This window comes from Sphingobacterium sp. Lzh-3 (assembly GCF_046764375.1).
Classification (GTDB): domain Bacteria; phylum Bacteroidota; class Bacteroidia; order Sphingobacteriales; family Sphingobacteriaceae; genus Sphingobacterium.
Map to the genome: position 1 here is coordinate 997,285 of NZ_CP177226.1, position 19,081 is coordinate 1,016,365.

18 protein-coding genes are annotated in these 19,081 nt (G+C 38.5%); 11 read left to right on the forward strand and 7 right to left on the reverse strand.

Annotated elements, in window-relative coordinates; all coding sequences use genetic code 11:
- Positions 1-54: 54 nt before the first annotated feature.
- Positions 55-957, reverse strand: coding sequence for a LysR substrate-binding domain-containing protein (locus ACLCDV_RS04060; RefSeq protein ID WP_411972955.1), 903 nt, complete (start codon positions 955-957; stop codon positions 55-57).
- A gap of 61 nt (positions 958-1,018) precedes the next feature.
- A complete protein-coding gene (locus ACLCDV_RS04065) occupies positions 1,019-2,389 on the reverse strand; it encodes a dipeptidase (protein WP_317668364.1) in 1,371 nt (456 codons plus the stop codon).
- A 107-nt stretch (positions 2,390-2,496) separates the two neighbouring features.
- Between ACLCDV_RS04065 and ACLCDV_RS04070 the strand changes: the two genes are divergently transcribed.
- From ACLCDV_RS04070 to ACLCDV_RS04100, 7 genes are all read left to right on the forward strand, one after another.
- Complete coding sequence (locus ACLCDV_RS04070) at positions 2,497-2,811, forward strand: hypothetical protein (protein WP_317668363.1); 315 nt, start codon at positions 2,497-2,499, stop codon at positions 2,809-2,811.
- Positions 2,812-2,818: 7 nt separating this feature from the next.
- The gene (locus tag ACLCDV_RS04075) at positions 2,819-3,370 is read left to right on the forward strand and encodes an RNA polymerase sigma factor (protein WP_120333476.1); all 552 of its coding nucleotides are present in this window, start codon (positions 2,819-2,821) and stop codon (positions 3,368-3,370) included.
- Positions 3,371-3,401: 31 nt separating this feature from the next.
- Positions 3,402-3,716 (forward strand): hypothetical protein, encoded by a 315-nt coding sequence (locus ACLCDV_RS04080; RefSeq protein ID WP_317668362.1) that lies wholly within the window; start codon positions 3,402-3,404, stop codon positions 3,714-3,716.
- A gap of 181 nt (positions 3,717-3,897) precedes the next feature.
- Positions 3,898-6,621 (forward strand): outer membrane beta-barrel protein, encoded by a 2,724-nt coding sequence (locus tag ACLCDV_RS04085; RefSeq protein ID WP_411972956.1) that lies wholly within the window; start codon positions 3,898-3,900, stop codon positions 6,619-6,621.
- An 18-nt stretch (positions 6,622-6,639) separates the two neighbouring features.
- Positions 6,640-7,428, forward strand: a complete 789-nt coding sequence (locus ACLCDV_RS04090) for a GLPGLI family protein (protein ID WP_317668360.1) — start codon at positions 6,640-6,642, stop codon at positions 7,426-7,428.
- A 253-nt stretch (positions 7,429-7,681) separates the two neighbouring features.
- Positions 7,682-10,399, forward strand: a complete 2,718-nt coding sequence (locus ACLCDV_RS04095; RefSeq protein ID WP_411972957.1) for an outer membrane beta-barrel protein — start codon at positions 7,682-7,684, stop codon at positions 10,397-10,399.
- A gap of 1 nt (position 10,400) precedes the next feature.
- Positions 10,401-11,192: a GLPGLI family protein gene (locus tag ACLCDV_RS04100; RefSeq protein ID WP_411972958.1), complete on the forward strand. Its 792-nt coding sequence runs from the start codon at positions 10,401-10,403 to the stop codon at positions 11,190-11,192.
- Positions 11,193-11,250: 58 nt separating this feature from the next.
- Here the strand turns inward: ACLCDV_RS04100 and ACLCDV_RS04105 are convergent, their stop codons facing one another.
- Both ACLCDV_RS04105 and ACLCDV_RS04110 read right to left on the reverse strand, forming a co-directional pair.
- Positions 11,251-11,430 carry a hypothetical protein gene (locus tag ACLCDV_RS04105; RefSeq protein ID WP_046674057.1) on the reverse strand — a complete coding sequence of 60 codons (180 nt, stop codon included), beginning with the start codon at positions 11,428-11,430 and terminating at the stop codon, positions 11,251-11,253.
- A gap of 118 nt (positions 11,431-11,548) precedes the next feature.
- A complete protein-coding gene (locus tag ACLCDV_RS04110; RefSeq protein WP_411972959.1) occupies positions 11,549-13,687 on the reverse strand; it encodes a S46 family peptidase in 2,139 nt (712 codons plus the stop codon).
- A 176-nt stretch (positions 13,688-13,863) separates the two neighbouring features.
- Here ACLCDV_RS04110 and ACLCDV_RS04115 point away from each other — a divergent pair, with 176 nt between their 5' ends.
- The 4 genes from ACLCDV_RS04115 to ACLCDV_RS04130 all read left to right on the forward strand — a co-directional run bounded on the left by ACLCDV_RS04115 (position 13,864) and on the right by ACLCDV_RS04130 (position 16,375).
- A complete protein-coding gene (locus ACLCDV_RS04115; protein WP_343571082.1) occupies positions 13,864-15,234 on the forward strand; it encodes a DEAD/DEAH box helicase in 1,371 nt (456 codons plus the stop codon).
- 6 nt (positions 15,235-15,240) lie between these two features.
- Positions 15,241-15,486 (forward strand): hypothetical protein, encoded by a 246-nt coding sequence (locus ACLCDV_RS04120; protein WP_411972960.1) that lies wholly within the window; start codon positions 15,241-15,243, stop codon positions 15,484-15,486.
- A gap of 104 nt (positions 15,487-15,590) precedes the next feature.
- Positions 15,591-15,941 carry a gliding motility protein GldC gene (gldC, locus tag ACLCDV_RS04125; protein WP_088160288.1) on the forward strand — a complete coding sequence of 117 codons (351 nt, stop codon included), beginning with the start codon at positions 15,591-15,593 and terminating at the stop codon, positions 15,939-15,941.
- A 26-nt stretch (positions 15,942-15,967) separates the two neighbouring features.
- Positions 15,968-16,375, forward strand: a complete 408-nt coding sequence (locus ACLCDV_RS04130; protein ID WP_075991117.1) for an EVE domain-containing protein — start codon at positions 15,968-15,970, stop codon at positions 16,373-16,375.
- A 110-nt stretch (positions 16,376-16,485) separates the two neighbouring features.
- Here ACLCDV_RS04130 and ACLCDV_RS04135 read toward each other — a convergent pair whose 3' ends face one another.
- The 3 genes from ACLCDV_RS04135 to ACLCDV_RS04145 form a co-directional block, all read right to left on the reverse strand.
- Positions 16,486-17,013 (reverse strand): acyl-CoA thioesterase, encoded by a 528-nt coding sequence (locus ACLCDV_RS04135; protein ID WP_120261652.1) that lies wholly within the window; start codon positions 17,011-17,013, stop codon positions 16,486-16,488.
- Between the two features lie 14 nt (positions 17,014-17,027).
- On the reverse strand, positions 17,028-17,942 hold the full coding sequence (locus ACLCDV_RS04140) for an SDR family oxidoreductase (protein WP_411972961.1): 915 nt from the start codon (positions 17,940-17,942) through the stop codon (positions 17,028-17,030).
- Between the two features lie 182 nt (positions 17,943-18,124).
- Positions 18,125-19,069, reverse strand: coding sequence for a M20/M25/M40 family metallo-hydrolase (locus ACLCDV_RS04145; RefSeq protein WP_411972962.1), 945 nt, complete (start codon positions 19,067-19,069; stop codon positions 18,125-18,127).
- Positions 19,070-19,081 lie beyond the last annotated feature (12 nt).

Below are 19,081 nucleotides of genomic sequence, written 5' to 3' on the forward strand. Positions count from 1 at the left end.
GCCGCCTCAAATCTGGAATTAAAACGAAGTTTGTTTATGAGATATAACATTTGGTTATAACTTGAAGTTTTGCCGCAGACAGAATTGTAGAAACTGGTTGGGCGCACCGGCAAGTCCTCCATATAAATGGGTAAAATAGAAATAACGTTCTATTGTCAATTGTGGAATATCAACAATGGTCAATAGATTATTTAACACTTCTTTTTGCACTGTATGAATCGATAAAAAAGCAAAGCTGTTGCGACGTGCAAGGTAGCCTTTGATACTCTCTGTTGAAGGCAAGATCATTTCTATCTGTACTTCGGATAGATTAATGCTTTTATCTTTTAGTGCATTCTCAATAATTGTTCGTGTACCCGAGCCCTGCTCGCGTAGTACCAAAGGTAAGCGCGTGATATCGGATAGTATTGGATTTTTTAATTGAGCTAATCGTGGGTTTTGGCTATTTGTGACCAGAACTAGCTCATCCTTCATAAAAGGAATGTATTTCAGCGCCCGGTTGTCGGTAGACCCCTCCGTGATACCTAAATCCAATGTTTTGTCGATAAGCTGTTCCTCAATACTGCGGCTATTGGATTGAAAAGACTGGATACGGTTGTTGGGATATTGGGATAGAAAATCGGCAAGCAGAGCAGGTAAAACATATTGGGAGATGGTTGTGCTGGCTCCTAAGACCAGATTTCCTTTTCGCCCTTCCTGCAACTCCTGTATTTCCTGGCCCGCCTGGTTATACAGATTGATAATCTGTTGGGCATATTTATAGAGAATTTGACCTGAATCGGTTAAATTAAGATTGTTGCCCTTTCTTTCGAAGAGTGGTACGCCAAGTTTCTTCTCTAGTTCTTGGATGTTTTTGCTTACGGCTGGTTGTGAGATGAAAAGGGCTGAAGCCGTTTTGGTGAAATTAAGGTGCTGAGCCGCAGTGTAAAATACAATTAAACGAAAATCAAAATCCATAAAACGATAAAGGGTTATTTCTAAAATTTAAAAATAACCCTTTATCTAATGAAAAACTAAATTATTTGCTTAGTTCCGCGTAATATTTATGAAATAAAGGAATTGTTGATATGCCCATAAGGTAATTTTCAATACCATACTTTTCATTTGGAGAATGTAGGTTGTCACTATCTAGTCCGAAGCCCAAGAGTACAGTCTTTAAACCCAATACTTCTTCAAAAAGAGCGACGATTGGGATCGAACCACCACCGCGCGTTGGAATAGGTTTAACACCAAAGGTGTCATGTAGGGCTTTTTCTGCCGCTTTGTAAGCAACACTGTCGGTCGGTGTGACGACAGGCTCACCACCATGATGAGGTTTAACCTCTACTTTCACATAATCTGGTGCAATAGATTCAAAATGTTTTTTGAAAAGCTCCGTAATACGGTGCGAGTTTTGGTTAGGTACAAGACGCATTGAAATTTTTGCATTCGCTTTTGAAGGTAATACCGTTTTGGCGCCTTCACCGATATAACCACCCCAAATGCCATTTACTTCTAAGGTTGGTCGAATACCGGTGCGTTCCAATGTCGTGTAACCTTTTTCTCCCCAGATATTTTGGATACCCAGGTCGGTTTTGTATTCTTCAATGTCAAAAGGTGCTTCATTTAATGCTTTACGTTCTTCAGCCGTCAATTCGACAACATCATCATAAAATCCAGGGATAGCGATATGATTGTTTTCGTCATGTAATGATGCAATCAGTTTTGCCAATATCGTCGCCGGATTGGCTACTGCTCCACCATATACGCCGGAGTGTAAATCTCTATTAGGCCCCGTGACTTCAACTTCAACATAAGAAAGTCCACGTAAGCCAGTTTCTAACGATGGTTGGGCCATGCTGATCATCGATGTATCAGAAATCACAATAACATCGGCTTTCAGTCTTTCAGTATTTTCTTTTACGAAGGTACCCAAATTGACCGAGCCCACTTCCTCTTCTCCTTCAATCATAAATTTGATGTTGCATGCTAATGCATCATTTTTAATCATGTATTCGAAGGCTTTTACATGCATATAAAACTGACCTTTATCATCGGCAGACCCACGTGCATAGATTTTGCCATCACGGACTGTCGGTTCGAAAGGAGGGGTATCCCACAACTCATATGGATCAGCAGGTTGTACGTCGTAATGACCATATGTCAACACTGTAGGAAGTGCCGGATCGATGATTTTTTCTCCATAAACGATTGGATTACCAGCGGTAGGACAAACTTCTACATTGTCGGCTCCGGCTTCACGCAATTTCTGAGCAACAAATTCAGCAGTCTTTTCAACATCTCCTTTAAATTTAGGATCGGCACTTACTGATGGTAAACGCAATAAATCAAACAACTCATCCAAAAAACGTTGCTTGTTTGCTTCTACATATTCTTTAATGTTTTGCATATTGTTTGTGTTTGAAACAAATTTACACAAATCGATACATTTAACTCAATTTGTTGTAACCTTTTCGGAAATGGCTGCGACTAATGTGAAAACTAATTCAAATCATTATGGAAAAGCAAACAGTAGGAGCCATTTTAGGAATCGGACTATTTACATGTATCACCTTATGTGTTTATTTTATTATGCGGTATCGGAGTGTCGCTGTTCAGATTCCGGGTGAACATAAGAAAAGAGAGTCGCTAGATTGGCAAAAGCCCGGGATTTTGGTGCTTGGTATAGGAATAGGATTGTTCATTGTGGGAATTTTGGACAACTACATGAATACTGATTTGCCCGATTCACTTGCCGTCGCAATTTTGATTATTTCTGCGGGTGTTGCAATGATAATTGCTAACCGATTGGATAAAAAACGCGATATTTAACCCGCCAATGGATGAAATCTATATTCGAAAAGTTCTATCAGGCGATGTGGAATCCTATCGTTATTTTATAAAAACGTATAAGGATATGGCATTTTCTGTCGCTCTTTCCATTGTGAAGGAAGAGCATTTGGCAGAAGATGTCGTTCAGGATGCATTTATAAAATGCTATCAATCGCTGTCTTCCTTTAAAGGGAAATCGAAATTTAGTACCTGGTTTTACCGAATTGTTGTGCATGTTGCTTTTAATGCTATTCGTCATAAGAAACTGGAGCTGGTCAATTTTGATCTATCCCATCATGACATGTCGCATGAAGATTCTGTATTGGATGAAATAATAGACCACGAAAGAAAAGAAATGATAAACGATGCACTCACTATTTTGCCCGCTCGCGAGTCTGTTGCATTACGCCTGTTCTATCTCGAAGAACAGTCGATGGATGAAATTAAAGAAATTATGGGCTGGACATTAGCGAATACGAAAGTGATCTTGCACCGGGCCCGTAAAAATATGCAGATCATTTTAAGTCAGTTAATTAAAAAAGCGGAGTATTATGGATAAGGAACAGGAAAGATTCAAAAAAATTATGCAAATGAGTAAAATAGAAATACCATTTGACGATTTTGAACAACGTATCATGAACGGTATCGCTGCGCTCGAGAAAGATAAAGAGAAAGCCCTGGTAAATAAAAAGTATGCGATTACATTTTTTCTTCTGGGGACTGTATGCGGCATGATGTTCAATAATTATCTGATGGCCAAAATTCAAGTTGCAGACATAGCCCCGGATCTTAAAAATTACAGTGCAATTGGGGGCCAATTATCTTTTGCTGTTTTGATATGCTTTTTCTGTCTTCAGTTGTGGCGTTTGATCAATATGCAACAGAAGAGGCATTATCAAGCATAGTGAATTTTTCTATATACATGTGTAGGAAATGGGCTTCTCAAAAGGAGCCTCTTATTTTGCTTGTAAGAGGGGCTTAGGTGTTAAAATTCTTTTTTAAGAAATAAAATTAAATTTACTGTAACAAAACATTGGTTTTATCTACTAATGATATATTGATATTAATTTACTATCCAACAATTTTATGAAAAGAGTTTTACAAATTCTCTTATTTTTCATTCTTTCTATTCCTGGTTTGGCTTCGGGACAATCCAAGATTGCTGGGAAAATAAGTGATGTAAAGGACCAACTAAAGTTATCAGACGCAACAGTCATGCTGTTGACAGCTAAAGATTCCATACTAACAGGCTTTACGCGATCGGACGAAAATGGTCTGTTTTCCTTAGCCAGACCTGATACTGGAAATTATGTACTGATTGTGAGCTATCCCAAGTATGGCGATTTTTATACGGAGATTCAATCTGGAGTGGATTACTCCAAATTGGCTATTGGCCTAACCAATACAGCCACATTATTACAAGAAGTCATCGTCACTGGACGTATCCCAATCACCATTAAAGGTGATACCACAGAATATGATGCCGGCAGTTTTAAAGTTGAAAAGAATGCCAAGGTTGAGGACCTGTTGAAAGCTTTGCCTGGCATCACGGTTGATGCATCTGGAAAGATTACTGCACAAGGTAAAACAGTCAAAAAAGTATTGGTAGACGGAGAAGAATTTTTTGGTGATGATCCGACACTGGTGACACGAAATATCCGATCGGATATGGTGGATAAAGTTCAGGTTTACGAGAAAAAATCCGAGCAGGCAGAGCGAACAGGAGTGGATGACGGTCAGCGTGAGCAAACGATCAATGTAAAGCTAAAAGAAGGTTCTAAAAATGGCATGTTCGGAAAAGCGCTTCTTGGCGGTGGAACCGACGACTACTATATGGGGCAATTGATGTTGAACAAGTTTAAGGGATCGCAGAAAATATCAGTTTATGGGCTTTTCGGTAATAATGGTACTACAAGCATGAACTGGCAGGATGCACAAAAGTATGGTGGTGATTCAGGTGTGTCCTATGGTGATGACGGATCGATGAGCTGGTCTAATTTTACGGATCCTTTTTCTGGACAAGGAGTTATTGGTGTACCTAAGGCCATAAATTCGGGCGTTAACTTCTCGGATAAATTTGATAAGGATAAACATACAGTCAACATTAACTATAAATATGGAAGATTGAGCAGCGATGGAAATGATGAAACGATTACGACCGGCTTGATCGATAACAAATCTGTGAAGAATGTAGATTCTGAAAATGACCAGCATCGTGCTAATCTGAAATATGACCTGAAATTAGATTCGTTAAATCTCCTGACCATACGGGGCGGGGCATCAAGAAAGAACCTTTGGTCAGATAACAAGCGTGAAGCTTATCAGTTTGGCCAAAATGCAGATACAACTATTGCTGAGAATACGCGTGAATTGGTGAAAAATAATATCAACGAATTTAATTTTAGCACTTATTTTACGCACAAATTCAAGAAAAAAGGACGTTCTTTTACATTCGATGGTCAATGGAAAAGAAATGAGATGAAAGGCACTGGTCATTTAAAGTCGGACCTGAGAAATTATAGCTTAAAAACAGATTCAACTACAGATCAAAGTAAGGTGCGTAACAATACCAGTGACGTGCTAAGCGCTTCAATTTCCTATACCGAACCTTTATCCAAAATTTGGAACCTTGTTGTGGGAACGGGAATTGAGCAAAGTAATAGTAGTTCCATCGTGGAGTCTTTCAATATTGATGGAGCCGGAAATTATACGCAATTAGATCGTCGCTTCAGTAATAACTATGATTTCGATAGAAGCAGCAATAGGTACAAATTGGCTGTAGTTCATACAACTGAAAAATTTAAGTTCACTGTGGCCAATAATTTCAATAATGACAAACTGAAACAGTTTAATAATTATACAAGTGAAGGTATTACAAGAAGTTACTTTACGTACAATCCAAATGTAAGTGCTGGCTATTCCTTTACAAAAACCAAGGGGTTATGGATGAATTATACCGGTAAAAATCAATTGCCTTCATTAAGTCAAATCCAACCGATCTTAGATAACTCAGACCAGATTAATCGCTATTTGGGAAATGAAAATTTAAAACCATCGTTTAGGAACTCACTAAATCTGAACTATAATTCCTTCCGTGTGTTGACCGGAAACTATGTCTATGTCGGTGGTAATATTTCTACAGAAAAGAACCCGATTACGCAGAATATTGATACCCTAAAAGGGATCAATACATATACTTGGAATAATGTTGATGGTAAGACAAATACTTCCCTGAACGTATGGTCTGGCGTTTATTTCAAGCTGAGCAAAAAACTTGGCCTGTCCAACTCACCACAGTTTTATGTGAATATGAGTGATAATTATAATATGTTCAATCACCAATTGAATAAAGTAAATACAACGAACTTTAATTTTACGTATAATTTCAAAAGAGATACCAAGACAGGTTTAAATTTTGACCTGAACTTTAGTCCACAATATCGTTTGATGAAATCAAGTTTGGAACGCAATACCAACAGTAATGGTTTTGTTTTCGCTTCAAACGGAAGTGTGGAGTATTTCTTCAACAAAACATTTAAGGTTTATACCAATTATACCTACTCCTACGAGGCAGCCACCAAAGCTTTTGATGAGAAGTTTGAGCAGTTTTTGCTGCATCCGGGTGTAAGCAAGAAATTCCTGAAAAATGAGTCGTTGGTGTTGGATTTTATGATCAACGATGTTCTTAACCAAAACAAGGGCTTTAGTCGTTCGGCATCAACTTCTGTCTTTACACAACGTCGATATGATACGATACGCAGATATTATATGCTTAAACTATCATGGGATTTTACAAAAATGTTTTTATAAAATATTAAGCGAAATACAATGTTAAAATATATCTTTTTTCTCTTCTTCTGTTGTTCAGCCTTAGGTCTTAAAGCACAGTATACGTTGTTTGGTCGATCGGGAACTATTTCCTACGATAAGACGATGTATATGAAGAATATCGTAAGTAAAAAATTCATCGCTAAGGCCGATGATAACTCTAAACAGTTTTTTGAGCGTATAATACCGAGATTACCAGAAAGTGCCGTATTAAAGAAATCAATGAAATTCAATACCACGGAGACTTTGTTCGAGTCGGTAAAAGACGAGAGCCTGGACGCCGAGATTAAGCAGTATATTATGATGCTTGCGCTAGACTTTGATGCAGCAACACTTTCAAATATGTCCAACCGATCTTTTTTGAGATACAATGATATTGTAGGTGAAAAAATTATCGTTCAGGATTCCATGAAGCGTATTAAATGGAAAATCACAGATGAATACCGTGAGATCGCTGGCTACAATTGCAGGAGAGCCAATGGTATTACTCCGGACTCCATTTATGTTATTGGATACTATTGCAATGAAATTCCTATCAGCGGCGGCCCAGAGTCCATCAATGGTCTTCCGGGAATGATTTTAGGCTTAGTTGTCCCTAGTCAGCACGTTTCCTATTTTGCAACAAAAGTCGAACTCAGCAATACCGTTGTGATGGACAAAAAGAAATTTGAAAATACCAAGGTCAAACGAATGACGAGAAAGGCCATGACAGATCAGATTACAAGTGTACTGTCTCAGCACATGAATAAAGAAACTGTTCAATTTATTATGGAACTTGGCAATTTATAAAGATCACAGGATGCTGTTGATACAATTTGTTGTTTATTTATAACTGTTTAGATAAAAAAGCTCTTCTTTTGAGGGGCTTTTTTTATGGTTTTTCGCCTGTATTGTGTTGTTAATCAATTTTTTTGTTTTGTTTTTAGTGGCTTTTTATGGCTTGTATTTTTTTTGAGATACACTAAGATTAACTGAAACAAAATATTAGTTTTGTGCACGAATTTTATTATTTATATAATTATATATTATCCAAAACCATATTATGAAAAGAGTTGGGCAACTACTTTTACTTATTTTATTCTGTTTATGCGGAATAGTTCATGCTCAATCCCGAATTGAAGGAAAAATCAGTGACGTAAAAGATCAACTTAAGTTGCACAATGCAACTATTATGTTGTTAACAGCAAAAGATTCCATTTTGACCAATTTTACCCGTTCAGATGAAAATGGCAAGTTCTCTCTTGAGCGGCCTGATACTGGACACTATTTTATTATTGTAACCTATCCGAAGTACGGAGAATATTACGCGGAGATCCTGCCAGGGAAGCGTTACAATAACATGTCCATTGGAATGACCAGTAGCACAACCTTGTTGGAGGAAGTCATTGTTACGGGACGCGTGCCCATTAGTATCAAGGGTGATACAACGGAATATGATGCCGGAAGCTTTAAGGTGGAAAAAAATGCCAAAGTGGAAGACTTGTTAAAAGTCTTACCCGGGATTACCGTCGATGCCTCGGGTAAAATTACCGCCCAAGGAAAAATAGTGAAGAAAATGCTTGTTGACGGGGAGGAGTTCTTTGGTGATGATCCCATTTTAGTAAGCCGGAATATTCGCTCTGACATGGTCGACAAAATTCAGGTCTATGAAAAGAAGTCTGATAAGGCTGAGAAAACAGGAATTGATGATGGTGAACGTACGCAGACAATCAATGTGAAGCTAAAAGAGGAAGCTAGACGCGGAATATTCGGGAAAGTAGATGTTGGTGGAGGGACTGATAAGTTTTATGCTGGACAGGGTTTTTTGAACTATTTTAATCAGTCGTTTAAAGCTTCAGCTTATTTTATTGCAAGCAATACCGGGAAGAACGGGCTCAGCTATGATGAGGTGAATAGTATGGGGGGAGATTACGATGGAGGTGATAATTTTAATGGCGAAGGTATTCCCAAATCCCTGAATACAGGATTTTTATATTCGGATAAAACGGCAAACAAAAAACATGCTTGGCGGATCGACTATAAGCATATCCGATCCGATGTTGATCTAAATCGCAGCGTGTTCACGCGCAATGCAGCACGCGATACGATATTGACAAGCAATAGCAGCACATTGGCATCAAACGAAAACAGAAAGCATAATATCGGTTTGAAATACGAATTTAAGGTCGATTCGATGTCGGATTTAACAGTTTGGGCAGGTGCAAACAAAAGACAGGATAACAATTCTTCGGAGACCCAATCAACGACTGTAAATCAATTTGATCAAAAGATCAACGATAACATGCGAAAGTTTAAGAATGATTCTAGATCAGAACAGTATAATGCCTCTGCACTCTATGTAAGACGTTTTAAAAAGAAAGGCCGTTCGTTATCATTCAACTATTTTACATCGGGCAATAAACAGGATGGTGAGCAAGATTTATTTTCTAAACTTACATTTTACAAAGAAGGGAATGCTGAAAGAGATTCAATTCTCAACCAGAAGAAGTTTGTGAAAAATAGCTCATTTTCTACAGGTGGTGAAATTGCGTATTCCGAACCGATTTCAAAAAAGATTATCTTTTCTTTTGAATATGGGTTGAATCTTAACAGGGATAACAACGCAGTTAGGTCTTTCGATAAAAATCAGAATACCGGTACTTTTGATAGATTAGATAGTTTGTATAGCAATGACTTCTTATATAAAACGATAAAAAACACGTATAATTTTGCAATTAATTACAAGCCCCTGGAAAAGCTCGTCGTCAATGCCTCGAATAAATTCGAAAATAGTAATCTGTCGCAATTAAATCGGATGGAAAATTCGAAACTTTCACGTTCATTTTTTGTCTATAATCCAGCCGTCGATGTCACTTATGAGATTCAAAAAAATAAATCAATCAATTTGAGATATCAGGGTACAAATGGTTTACCTTCCTTAAACCAGATCCAACCTTTACGATCTAATTTGGATCCTTTGAACGAGTATTTAGGGAATGAAAATCTGAAACCGTCCTACACCAATAATTTGAATCTAAGCTATAGAACCTATTCGGTATTGGAAGATAAGTTTATAGGTATATTTTTAAGTGCATCACGTACAAACAATGCTTTGGTGCAAAATACAACGATTGATTCACTGGGTAAGACGACATTTGTGTGGGGAAATTTGAATCATAATAGCAACAATCAAATTGGCATCAATCCAATGTATTATGGTAAGTTGTGGAAAAAGTTTCAACTCAGACATGGTGGAGGGCCCTCGGTATCTTTTAGTAACAGTTATAACTATGTCAATACTGTTTTGGCGAATGCTAAAGTGCAGCGTTATGGGATGAATTATAGTCTACAGCGATCGACAACGAAAGGTTTGGACTTTGGTGTCGAGTTATCTCCAGGATATCTTATCCAAGATAATTCTATAGGGGCTATGGAAGATAGTAAGGGATTCACGTTTTCATCTGAGGGGAATCTAAAGTATTTTTTGCCAGCTAAATTTATTGTGCGAGCAGATTTTAGCTATAGTTATCAGGCTCCCACAGCCGTCTATAGTGAAAAATTTGAACGATTTGTGTTGAGTCCAGCACTCTCAAAAAAATTCAGAAAGGATGAAAAGCTGGAAATGACCATTATGGTTAATGACCTTTTCAAACAGAATGTAGGTTTTGACAGAACTCAAAACGGAACATTGCTGACCGAACGTCGGTATAATACAATCAGCAGATATTATATGGTTAAGCTCACTTGGGAAATCAATAAAATGCTCGTAAAATCGAAATAAAATGAAAGATATCAAAAATTTACTCGTCCTATTGTTTGCCTTTTTCTGGGGAGCCACAGCATTTGGACAATATGCTTATTTTCCTACGCAAGGCACAATTACCTATGATAAGACCGTGTTTCTTAGAAACCTGCTCAAGCGCTATGCCACCTATGCAAAAGACGAGGATACACGCAACTCCATCAAAGAAATGATCGGGCAGATTCCCGAAAATCAGGTATTGAAAAAGAAACTGACATTTTCCAATGATGAGGTCCTCTATGAGCATATTGCTGAAGAGTATCCGGATGTTGTTAGTGGGCTGATGCGGTCTGGAATTTTTGAGTCGGGTATAAGCGGCTATCAGAATCTGAAAAGTAAAGCATTTAATTCTGTTTTTGAGTTGGGCGGGGAGCGGGTTGTCGTGGCAGATTCGACATTAAAGATCAAGTGGAAAATCACGAATGAATACCGTGAAATCGCAGGTTACCCCTGCCGCAGGGCCAATGGACTTGTTCTGGATTCCATTTATGCTGTCGCCTTTTATACGGATCAAATCCCCGTTACAGGAGGTCCCTCGGCCTTTAATGGTCTGCCGGGAATGATTCTCGGTTTGGCGGTTCCAGAGCTGCATTACAATATGTTTGCAACGAAGGTGGAGTTGGGAGCCGTAAACCCTTCATCGGCAATATTGTTAAAGAAGAAAGATAAACCCTTGACCAGGAAGCAGGTTTATGATAAACTCAAGGCCTCTTTCGGTGACTACCTGGGTATTAAGATTTACAATTTGGTGATGGCCTGTACCTTTCTATAAAGGACATAAAAAAAGGCCTTTCATCTGAAAGGCCTTTTTTATGTTAACTCCGAAAAGACTATTTTCCGTCGTTTTTCTTAGCAGTAACTTCGTTACGAATTTCTTGTGCTAAAGTTTTGATTTCTTGTAATCCTTTACGTACACGTGTACCAGCTGCAGAATTACCATTGTTGAAGAACTTGTCTGCATCAGCTTCGATAGAAGCTACTAACTCTTTTAATTTTACGTAGTTTTCCATTTTTTTATAATTATAATTTTAGTTTTTATGGTTTTTCCTAAACACTCCTTAAATATACAAAAACGAATCAAATAGAAAATAAATTTCGTTTTTTTTTATCGAAAAAGCTTAAAAAAAACTATTCAACAATCTTAAGTTCGTCAATAATGTTAGTTGCTCCAGCAAATTTATCGATGATAAATAATACATAACGGATATCAACCGAAATTGTACGTTGTAGCTTGTGGTCGAAGATCACATCACCAGCCATAGCTTCAATATTCCCATCAAAAGCTAGGCCAATTAATTCACCGTTGCCATTTATTACTGGTGACCCCGAGTTTCCGCCTGTTATGTCATTGTCACTTAGGAAGTTTACAGGTAAATATCCTTTTTTGTCTGCATAACGACCATAGTCCTTATTATTATACAGATCCATCAAACGCTGTGGTAAATCAAACTCTTCGTCGCCTTTTTTGTACTTCGCAATAGTGCCTTTCAATGTCGTGTAAAAGTTCTTGTCCGCATCATTACGTGGGTCTTGTGGTAGGCCTTTGATCGAGCCGTAGGTTAAACGTAACGTACTGTTCGCATCTGGATAGAATTTACCTTTTGGATTCGAAGCTAATACCCCAGCGACATATTTACGATAAGCACCTTCAAATTTGTCGTCTTGTATTTTCCAGCTAGGATCTACTTGGCGGTATCTGTTAAGCAAAGCTGAAGAAAGTTTATACAATGGGTCATTGGCTAAAATTTCAGCGTTAGGGTTCTCCAGATAATTGTTCAAACGTTCAGCAGAAGCGAAGATGCTGTTCTTTACAGATTCTTTTACATAAGCCGTAAAGTCACCATTATTTTTAGCCGCCAATTCTGCAACATAAGGGGCAATATTTCCTGCTTTTTTAGCATAAAGATTCAATTCGTCAATCAATACTTGCTCTTCCAGCGGCATGTACATTTTTTCATAACCGGCATCGATGGCTGATTTTAACCGCGGAAGAATGGCATTTCTTCTGGCTTCATCTCCAGCAGTATATATTTCTAAACCTGATCCAATTGTGTTCGGTAAAGCTGCAATTGCACTAGAACGCAACATACCCATTAAATAGTTGTCATGTCTAGCTTTCTCGTTTGTCGAAGCATAAAATTCGTTGATTGTTTTGATGACATCACCGTATTCTGCTTTGTTGGCACCTTTATTTGCCCATTTGTCAAATTTAGCTTCATCTTTTGCTTTAGATTCCGCAGTTTTATGTAATGTCAACGCATCAATCATCCCTTGACGGTTTTTCCAGTAATTAGCTACCTGAGAGTATTTCGAAGCGTAATTCAATTTTACAGCCTGATCTTGATCCATGAATTTTTTCATGGCATCCATACCTGTTTTAGAAGCTTCTACCCAAGCTGGATAAGCGAATTTAACATTCTGATTGATTCCTCCAGAAGGCATCCAACGATTGGTACGACCTGGATAGCCTAAGATCATCGCGAAATCTCCTTCTTGAACACCTTTTAAGCTGACAGGTAGGAAATGTTTAGGTTTCAAAGGCACATTGTCTTGTGCATACTCTGCTGGATTACCATTTTTATCGGCGTAAACGCGGAAAATTGAGAAATCGCCGGTATGACGTGGCCATTCCCAGTTATCTGTATCACCGCCAAATTTTCCAATGCTATTTGGCGGTGTTCCCACCAAACGGACATCATTGTAATCTTGGTATACAAAATAATAGTACTCATTGCCTTGGTAGAATGATTTTACTTCAACCACATACTTACCATTTTCGCTATTCTCTTTTTGAATTTTGGCAATTTCAGCAGCAATGATTTTTTTTCGTTCATCTTCAGCCATTTTGTTGTTGACCAAACCTAAGATTCTTTTTGAAACATCATCCATGCGTACGAAAAAGCGAACCGACAAAGATTTAGGCTTTAACTCTTCATTTTTGGATTTGGCCCAGAAACCATTTGTTAAATGATCATTTTCTGGTGTAGAAAGTTCAGCAATAGCACCATATCCACAGTGATGGTTGGTGAATACCAAGCCTTGATCCGAAACGATCTCAGCAGTACAGCCACCGTTGAATTGTACGATTGCATCTTTTAAGCTAGAGTGGTTAATGCTGTAGATTTCTTCGGCACTTAAACGAAGTCCTTTTTTCTGCATATCTGACTCATTCAGACGCTTTAGATACATTAAAAACCACATTCCCTCATCGGCAAATGCAGCAAAGCTTGTTGTGATAAACAACAAACACATCCATAATTTTTTCATATCAACCTGATAAAAAGTTTGTTTATACCCTACAAAAATGCTTTAATTCTCTTAAAAACCAAAATATTAGACTTTATAATATGCTTTTTACCAATTTTTATGTCAATTGAAAGTAAATGTGTACCGTATTGGTTGTCAAGGAAAGTCAAATGGACTCTTTTCCTTATCTTTGCAAGATGCAGCAATCATTTGAAAATTTTAAATTCAATAAACAGATCTTAAATGCGATAGCGGAGGCGGGGTATCAACAACCGACAGAGATCCAAGAAAAGGCAATTACTCCAATATTGGCCGGGCAGGATGTGATGGGAATCGCTCAGACTGGAACAGGAAAAACAGCGGCATTCGTTTTGCCGATGCTGATGAAGCTAAAATATGCTCAGGGGAATGATGCGCGTGCGTTGATTTTGACACCAACGAGAGAATTGGCCATGCAGATCGAAGAAAATATTAAACTGTTTTCTACTTATCTTGATTTGCGTTCAGTGGTACTTTATGGTGGATTAGGACCAAAAACTCAAATAGAAGCACTCGAAAAAGGAGTGGATATTATCGTTGCAACACCAGGTCGATTTTTGGACTTGTACCTGGAAGGGCACATTGTTGTCAAATCACTCAAATTTTTGGTCTTGGATGAGGCCGATAAGATGATGGATATGGGTTTTATTAGTAAGATCCATCGTGTACTTGAAATTGTGCCACGCAAACGTCAGAACTTATTGTTCTCAGCAACAATGAGTGAGCTTGTTCGCAAAATTGCAGGTGATTTCTTGGCGTTTCCAACCATTATTGAGGTGTCCGAACAAGCTACACCAGCAAAGACGGTAAGTCAGGCGCTATATGTCGTTCCCAACCAAAAGACAAAATTGAATTTACTTCAACACCTCTTGAAAGATGATGAAGCGTTTAGTCGACTGATTGTTTTCTGTAAAACAAAGCAGGTAGCAGATAATGTTTTCCACTTTTTGGAACGTAAATACGGGAAAGATGAGGTTCGTGTTATTCATGCCAATAAAGGTCAGAATACACGTATCAACTCCATCAATGCGTTTAAGGAAGGGAATATTCGTATTCTGGTCGCAACGGATGTGGCGGCGCGAGGGCTTGACGTTTCTAATGTAAGCCATGTGATTAACTTTGAAGTACCTATTGTGATAGAAGATTATGTGCATCGCATTGGACGTACCGGGCGAGCCTTCAATGAAGGGGATGCTATCACGTTCTGTAATGATGCCGAGAAATATTATGTTCGCAAAATCGAAAAATTGATCAAGCAAAGTATCCCTGTCCATGCACTACCAGAGGATGTTTTTATAGAGAAAACACCCTTTCATGAAAAACAGGATATTGCGCGCGAGATTGATAATCAAAAGCGGAAAGATGATCCTGATTTTCAAGGTGCTTTTCACGAGAAAAAATACGTTATCAAACAGAAAGAAGTGCGGGAGGCACAACGAGCTTCCGGATTTAAACCAAAAGCAAAAAGTAAAAGTAAGTCTGCAGGCGGAAAATCGGGAGGAACAAATCGTAATTTTAAAAAACGTTAATTTATTGTGCGCTTTACACCACTAAATATCGCTAGTGCATGCCTTGTTGCCTGGTTTGTTATGGAAAACCCCAGTGACGAAAAGGCCTTATTTACTTGGGGCGCATTTATCCTATTGTTGTTGATATTGACCGTCATTGATATTGTATTTAGGGTCTTTGTAAAGCCAAATAAAAAAATGTGGTTATTGCAGTTGGCATTTTTGGTCGTCGTTTGTGTCACCAGTTTAATTGTCAAAGTAACCTTTGGCTAAGCGGTAAAATTAAAAATAAAGACGAGTTAGGTTGTGAATCGATGGCAAATATAGTTCCTGTTTCAAAAAACATAGCTCAATATAAATAGCTCAATAATATTAAAATGAAAAAAGCTGAAATAAAATTACAGGTAGAGTTAGATGAAAACAACGTACCTGAAAATATCATGTGGTCTTCTACAGATGGAAATAATGCGGAGGAATTACCTGCAAAAGCGATGTTTTTAGCCCTATGGGATTCACATTATAAAAATTCCATGCGTATCGACCTTTGGACTAAAGATATGCCCTACGATGAGATGAAACGTTTTTTCTATGAAACGCTACAAACATTGGGCGACTCTTTTATCCGTTCTTCAGGCGGTGATCCGATGGCGGAAAAAGTTATTGGCGACTTGCGTGATTACTGTGCGCATTTTGCAGATAAAATGGAAGTTTTAATGCCACAACAATAGTTTTAACGCTTAACAGAAATTTGACCATGCAATACTTCTTAGTAAAATCTGAACCATTTAAATATAGCTGGGAACAATTTAATAAAGATGGCCGTACATTTTGGGATGGCGTTCGTAATTATCAAGCTAGGAATAATATCAAAGCTATGAAAGAAGGGGATCTGGTCCTGTTCTACCATAGCAATGAAGGAAAAGAAGTTGTGGGGGTGGCGAAAGTCGTCAAGGAATTTTATCAAGATCCGACAACAGATGATGAGCGTTGGGTCGTTGTGGATCTGGCACCTGTTGAGACGCTGAAGAAATCCGTTACGTTGGAAACCATTAAGGCTGATGAGCAGTTGCAGGATATCGCTTTGGTCAGACAAGGACGTTTGTCTGTCATGCCTTTGAAGCCAGAAGAATTCGATCGGATTTTAGCGCTTGGCAACGCGTAAGCTATCGCGAATAAATCAACCCAGTGTATGGGGATATAAATCAAAAAGGGAAAACGTTCGTTTTCCCTTTTTGATTATTTACACGGTATGTAAGTCATGAACATCAAGCATTAGTTCTTTTGGCTAAAAAGACTGACCAGCGCTTTTAATTTTTTTGCATTTTCAGGTTTTAATTTCCCCGCGAGAATAAGACGTAATTCTCTTCGTTGTAATGCATCTTCGTATGCTTTGTGTTCTGACTCTGTTTCCGGAATTAAAACAGGCACCGCTTTGGGGTTGTTATCCGCATCAACAGCAACAAAGGTATAATAGGCTTCGTTGGTTTTTACACGGGTACCTTCCGGTAAATTAGACGCGAAAATTTCCATGCGTACCTCCAAAGAACTATTAAACGCACGCGTTACCTGAGCTTGTATCGTGACGACCTCACCAAGTTTAATGGAGCGCTTAAAAGATACATTGTCGACTGATACTGTTACGACGACATTGCTGCAGTGTTTTTGGGCAGCAATAGCCGAACAAATATCCATCCAGTACAATAAACGGCCACCCATCAAATTCCCAAAAGTATTTGTGTCGTTGGGTAATACCAATTCGTTCATCTCAGTGTATGACTCTCGCGCAAATTTCTCTATCATATCATTATTTGTCATTATCGTCCAAACATTTTGAATTGATTATCTATAATTGCCAAAGAATCCATAAATGACGTCGGCACATAACCCAATTCAGCGTTAGATTTAGTCAGATCAAAGCCTGTCTGCCGTGGCCTGTTTTCCGCCTGTCCAATGTTGGCAGCACTGATCTCCGAAATCAATCCTTTGTCTAGCTGCCAATAGTCCGCAATTTTGTAGACAGCCTCACTGATCGACATTAATTCTGCTCCTGAAATATGAAATATTCCCTGTGCTTTTCGGTCAATCGCGAGTTGGCATGCATAAGCTAAATCATCCACAAAGGTAGGCATTCTCCATTGGTCATTGACTACTTTTATGGGTTCATTTTGCGACAACTTACTTTTAGCCCATAACACTAGATTTGAACGATTGGGGTCAGCATTGATCCCATATACTAAAATCGTGCGAAGGATGGCATAATTGCAGTTGGATTGTACAAGCACTTGTTCGGAAGCGTATTTACTTTTCCCATATTCACTCTGTGGATTGGGGAGATCTGTTTCATCATAAGGCGCATTTTTTTTGCCATCAAATACAAAGTCCGTAGATAAGTGGATCAGTTGGGTCTGATGTGCAGTACAATAGGAAGCCAAATAGGCGACGAGATCGACGTTAAGCAATTGACATGCTGCTTGATCTGCTTCACAGGCTTCCACACTGGTCATCGCTGCTGTATGTACAATTGCATCAAAAGTTTGTGCAGATAAAAAATCTGTCAATTTTTCCCGATCCGATAGGTCTACCTGAAAGAAAGCATAATTCACTTGATTCGGGTTGCGATTTGGACCCTTTGAAATGGCAACAACATCATATTGGTCATTTTTAGCAAGTAAATCAACGACTTTTTGGCCAAGGAATCCATTGGATCCTGTCACTAGAATTTTTTTCATCAACAATAATTAAATGGTATTCAGGCACTTGTTTATAAAGACTCGTTTGCGGGGTCTTAAGTGCGCTGTTTAGTTTATTCGTGTCTGTCTACAAACTAATTTACTAATCGCTGTTATAGCATTTGAGCATATAAAAAGCTAGATTATCATATGCAGTTAGACACAAACCCGCCTTTTTTGTTTTAGTTGGTCCATATAAAATCCATTTTACTGGATTGTTTCATGATATTTTCAACTACTGTTTTTTCTAGGTCCAAAATGGACTTTAAAGCGTTATAATCAATTTTATCGGCATCATCGGTCGGCATATGGTAGTCTGGGTGTCCACCAGTATGGAAAAACAACACCGGTATATTCTTTTTGTAGAATGAAGTTTGGTCAGATCCGCCGTTGCCATCCTTGCTAAGATTAAATTTTATAGGTGCCTGAACATCTTTGAATATAGCTGGCCATTGACTACTTGTTCCATAGCCGATTACAGCAAGGCCATTGCTGGGATTATAGCGGCCGATCATATCCATATTGAGCATGGCTGTGATTTTCTCCAATGGTAGGGTAGGGTGTTCCGTAAAATATTTGGAACCAACTAATCCCAATTCTTCCGCTCCGAAAGCAATAAACAACAAGTTGTAGGGTTCTTTTTCATTGTTGCTGCTAAAGTAACGTGCGAGCTCCAATAAACCAGCTGTACCGGAGGCATTATCGTCGGCTCCATTGTGGATTTTGCCTACTCCTAAGGAATCTTTTGAGCTTCCTTGACGACCTGTTCCCAAGTGATCGTAATGTGCGCCTATAACAACTGTTAAATCTGCACCATTGTCAATAAATCCAATGATATTATCGGTATTGCGAATGCTGTCTGCAACTTTTACTTTCCAGACTTTGGCCTTGAAGGATTGGCGGTACCCTTTTTCACCTTTAGGCTCAAGTTTGTATTTTTTGAATTCCTTTTCAATATAATCTGCAGCTTTAAATACTTCCTTACTGCCCGTTCCCCGTCCCTGCATTTTGTCGTCAGCGAGGTAATAAATATGTTTCTTTAAGTTGGAAACTTCGATCTGCTGTGCCTGTGCTATTTGGATTCCTAGTAGGCAGCAAAATGTCAGAAGTAGGCTAATGTTTTTCATGCTAATAGTAGA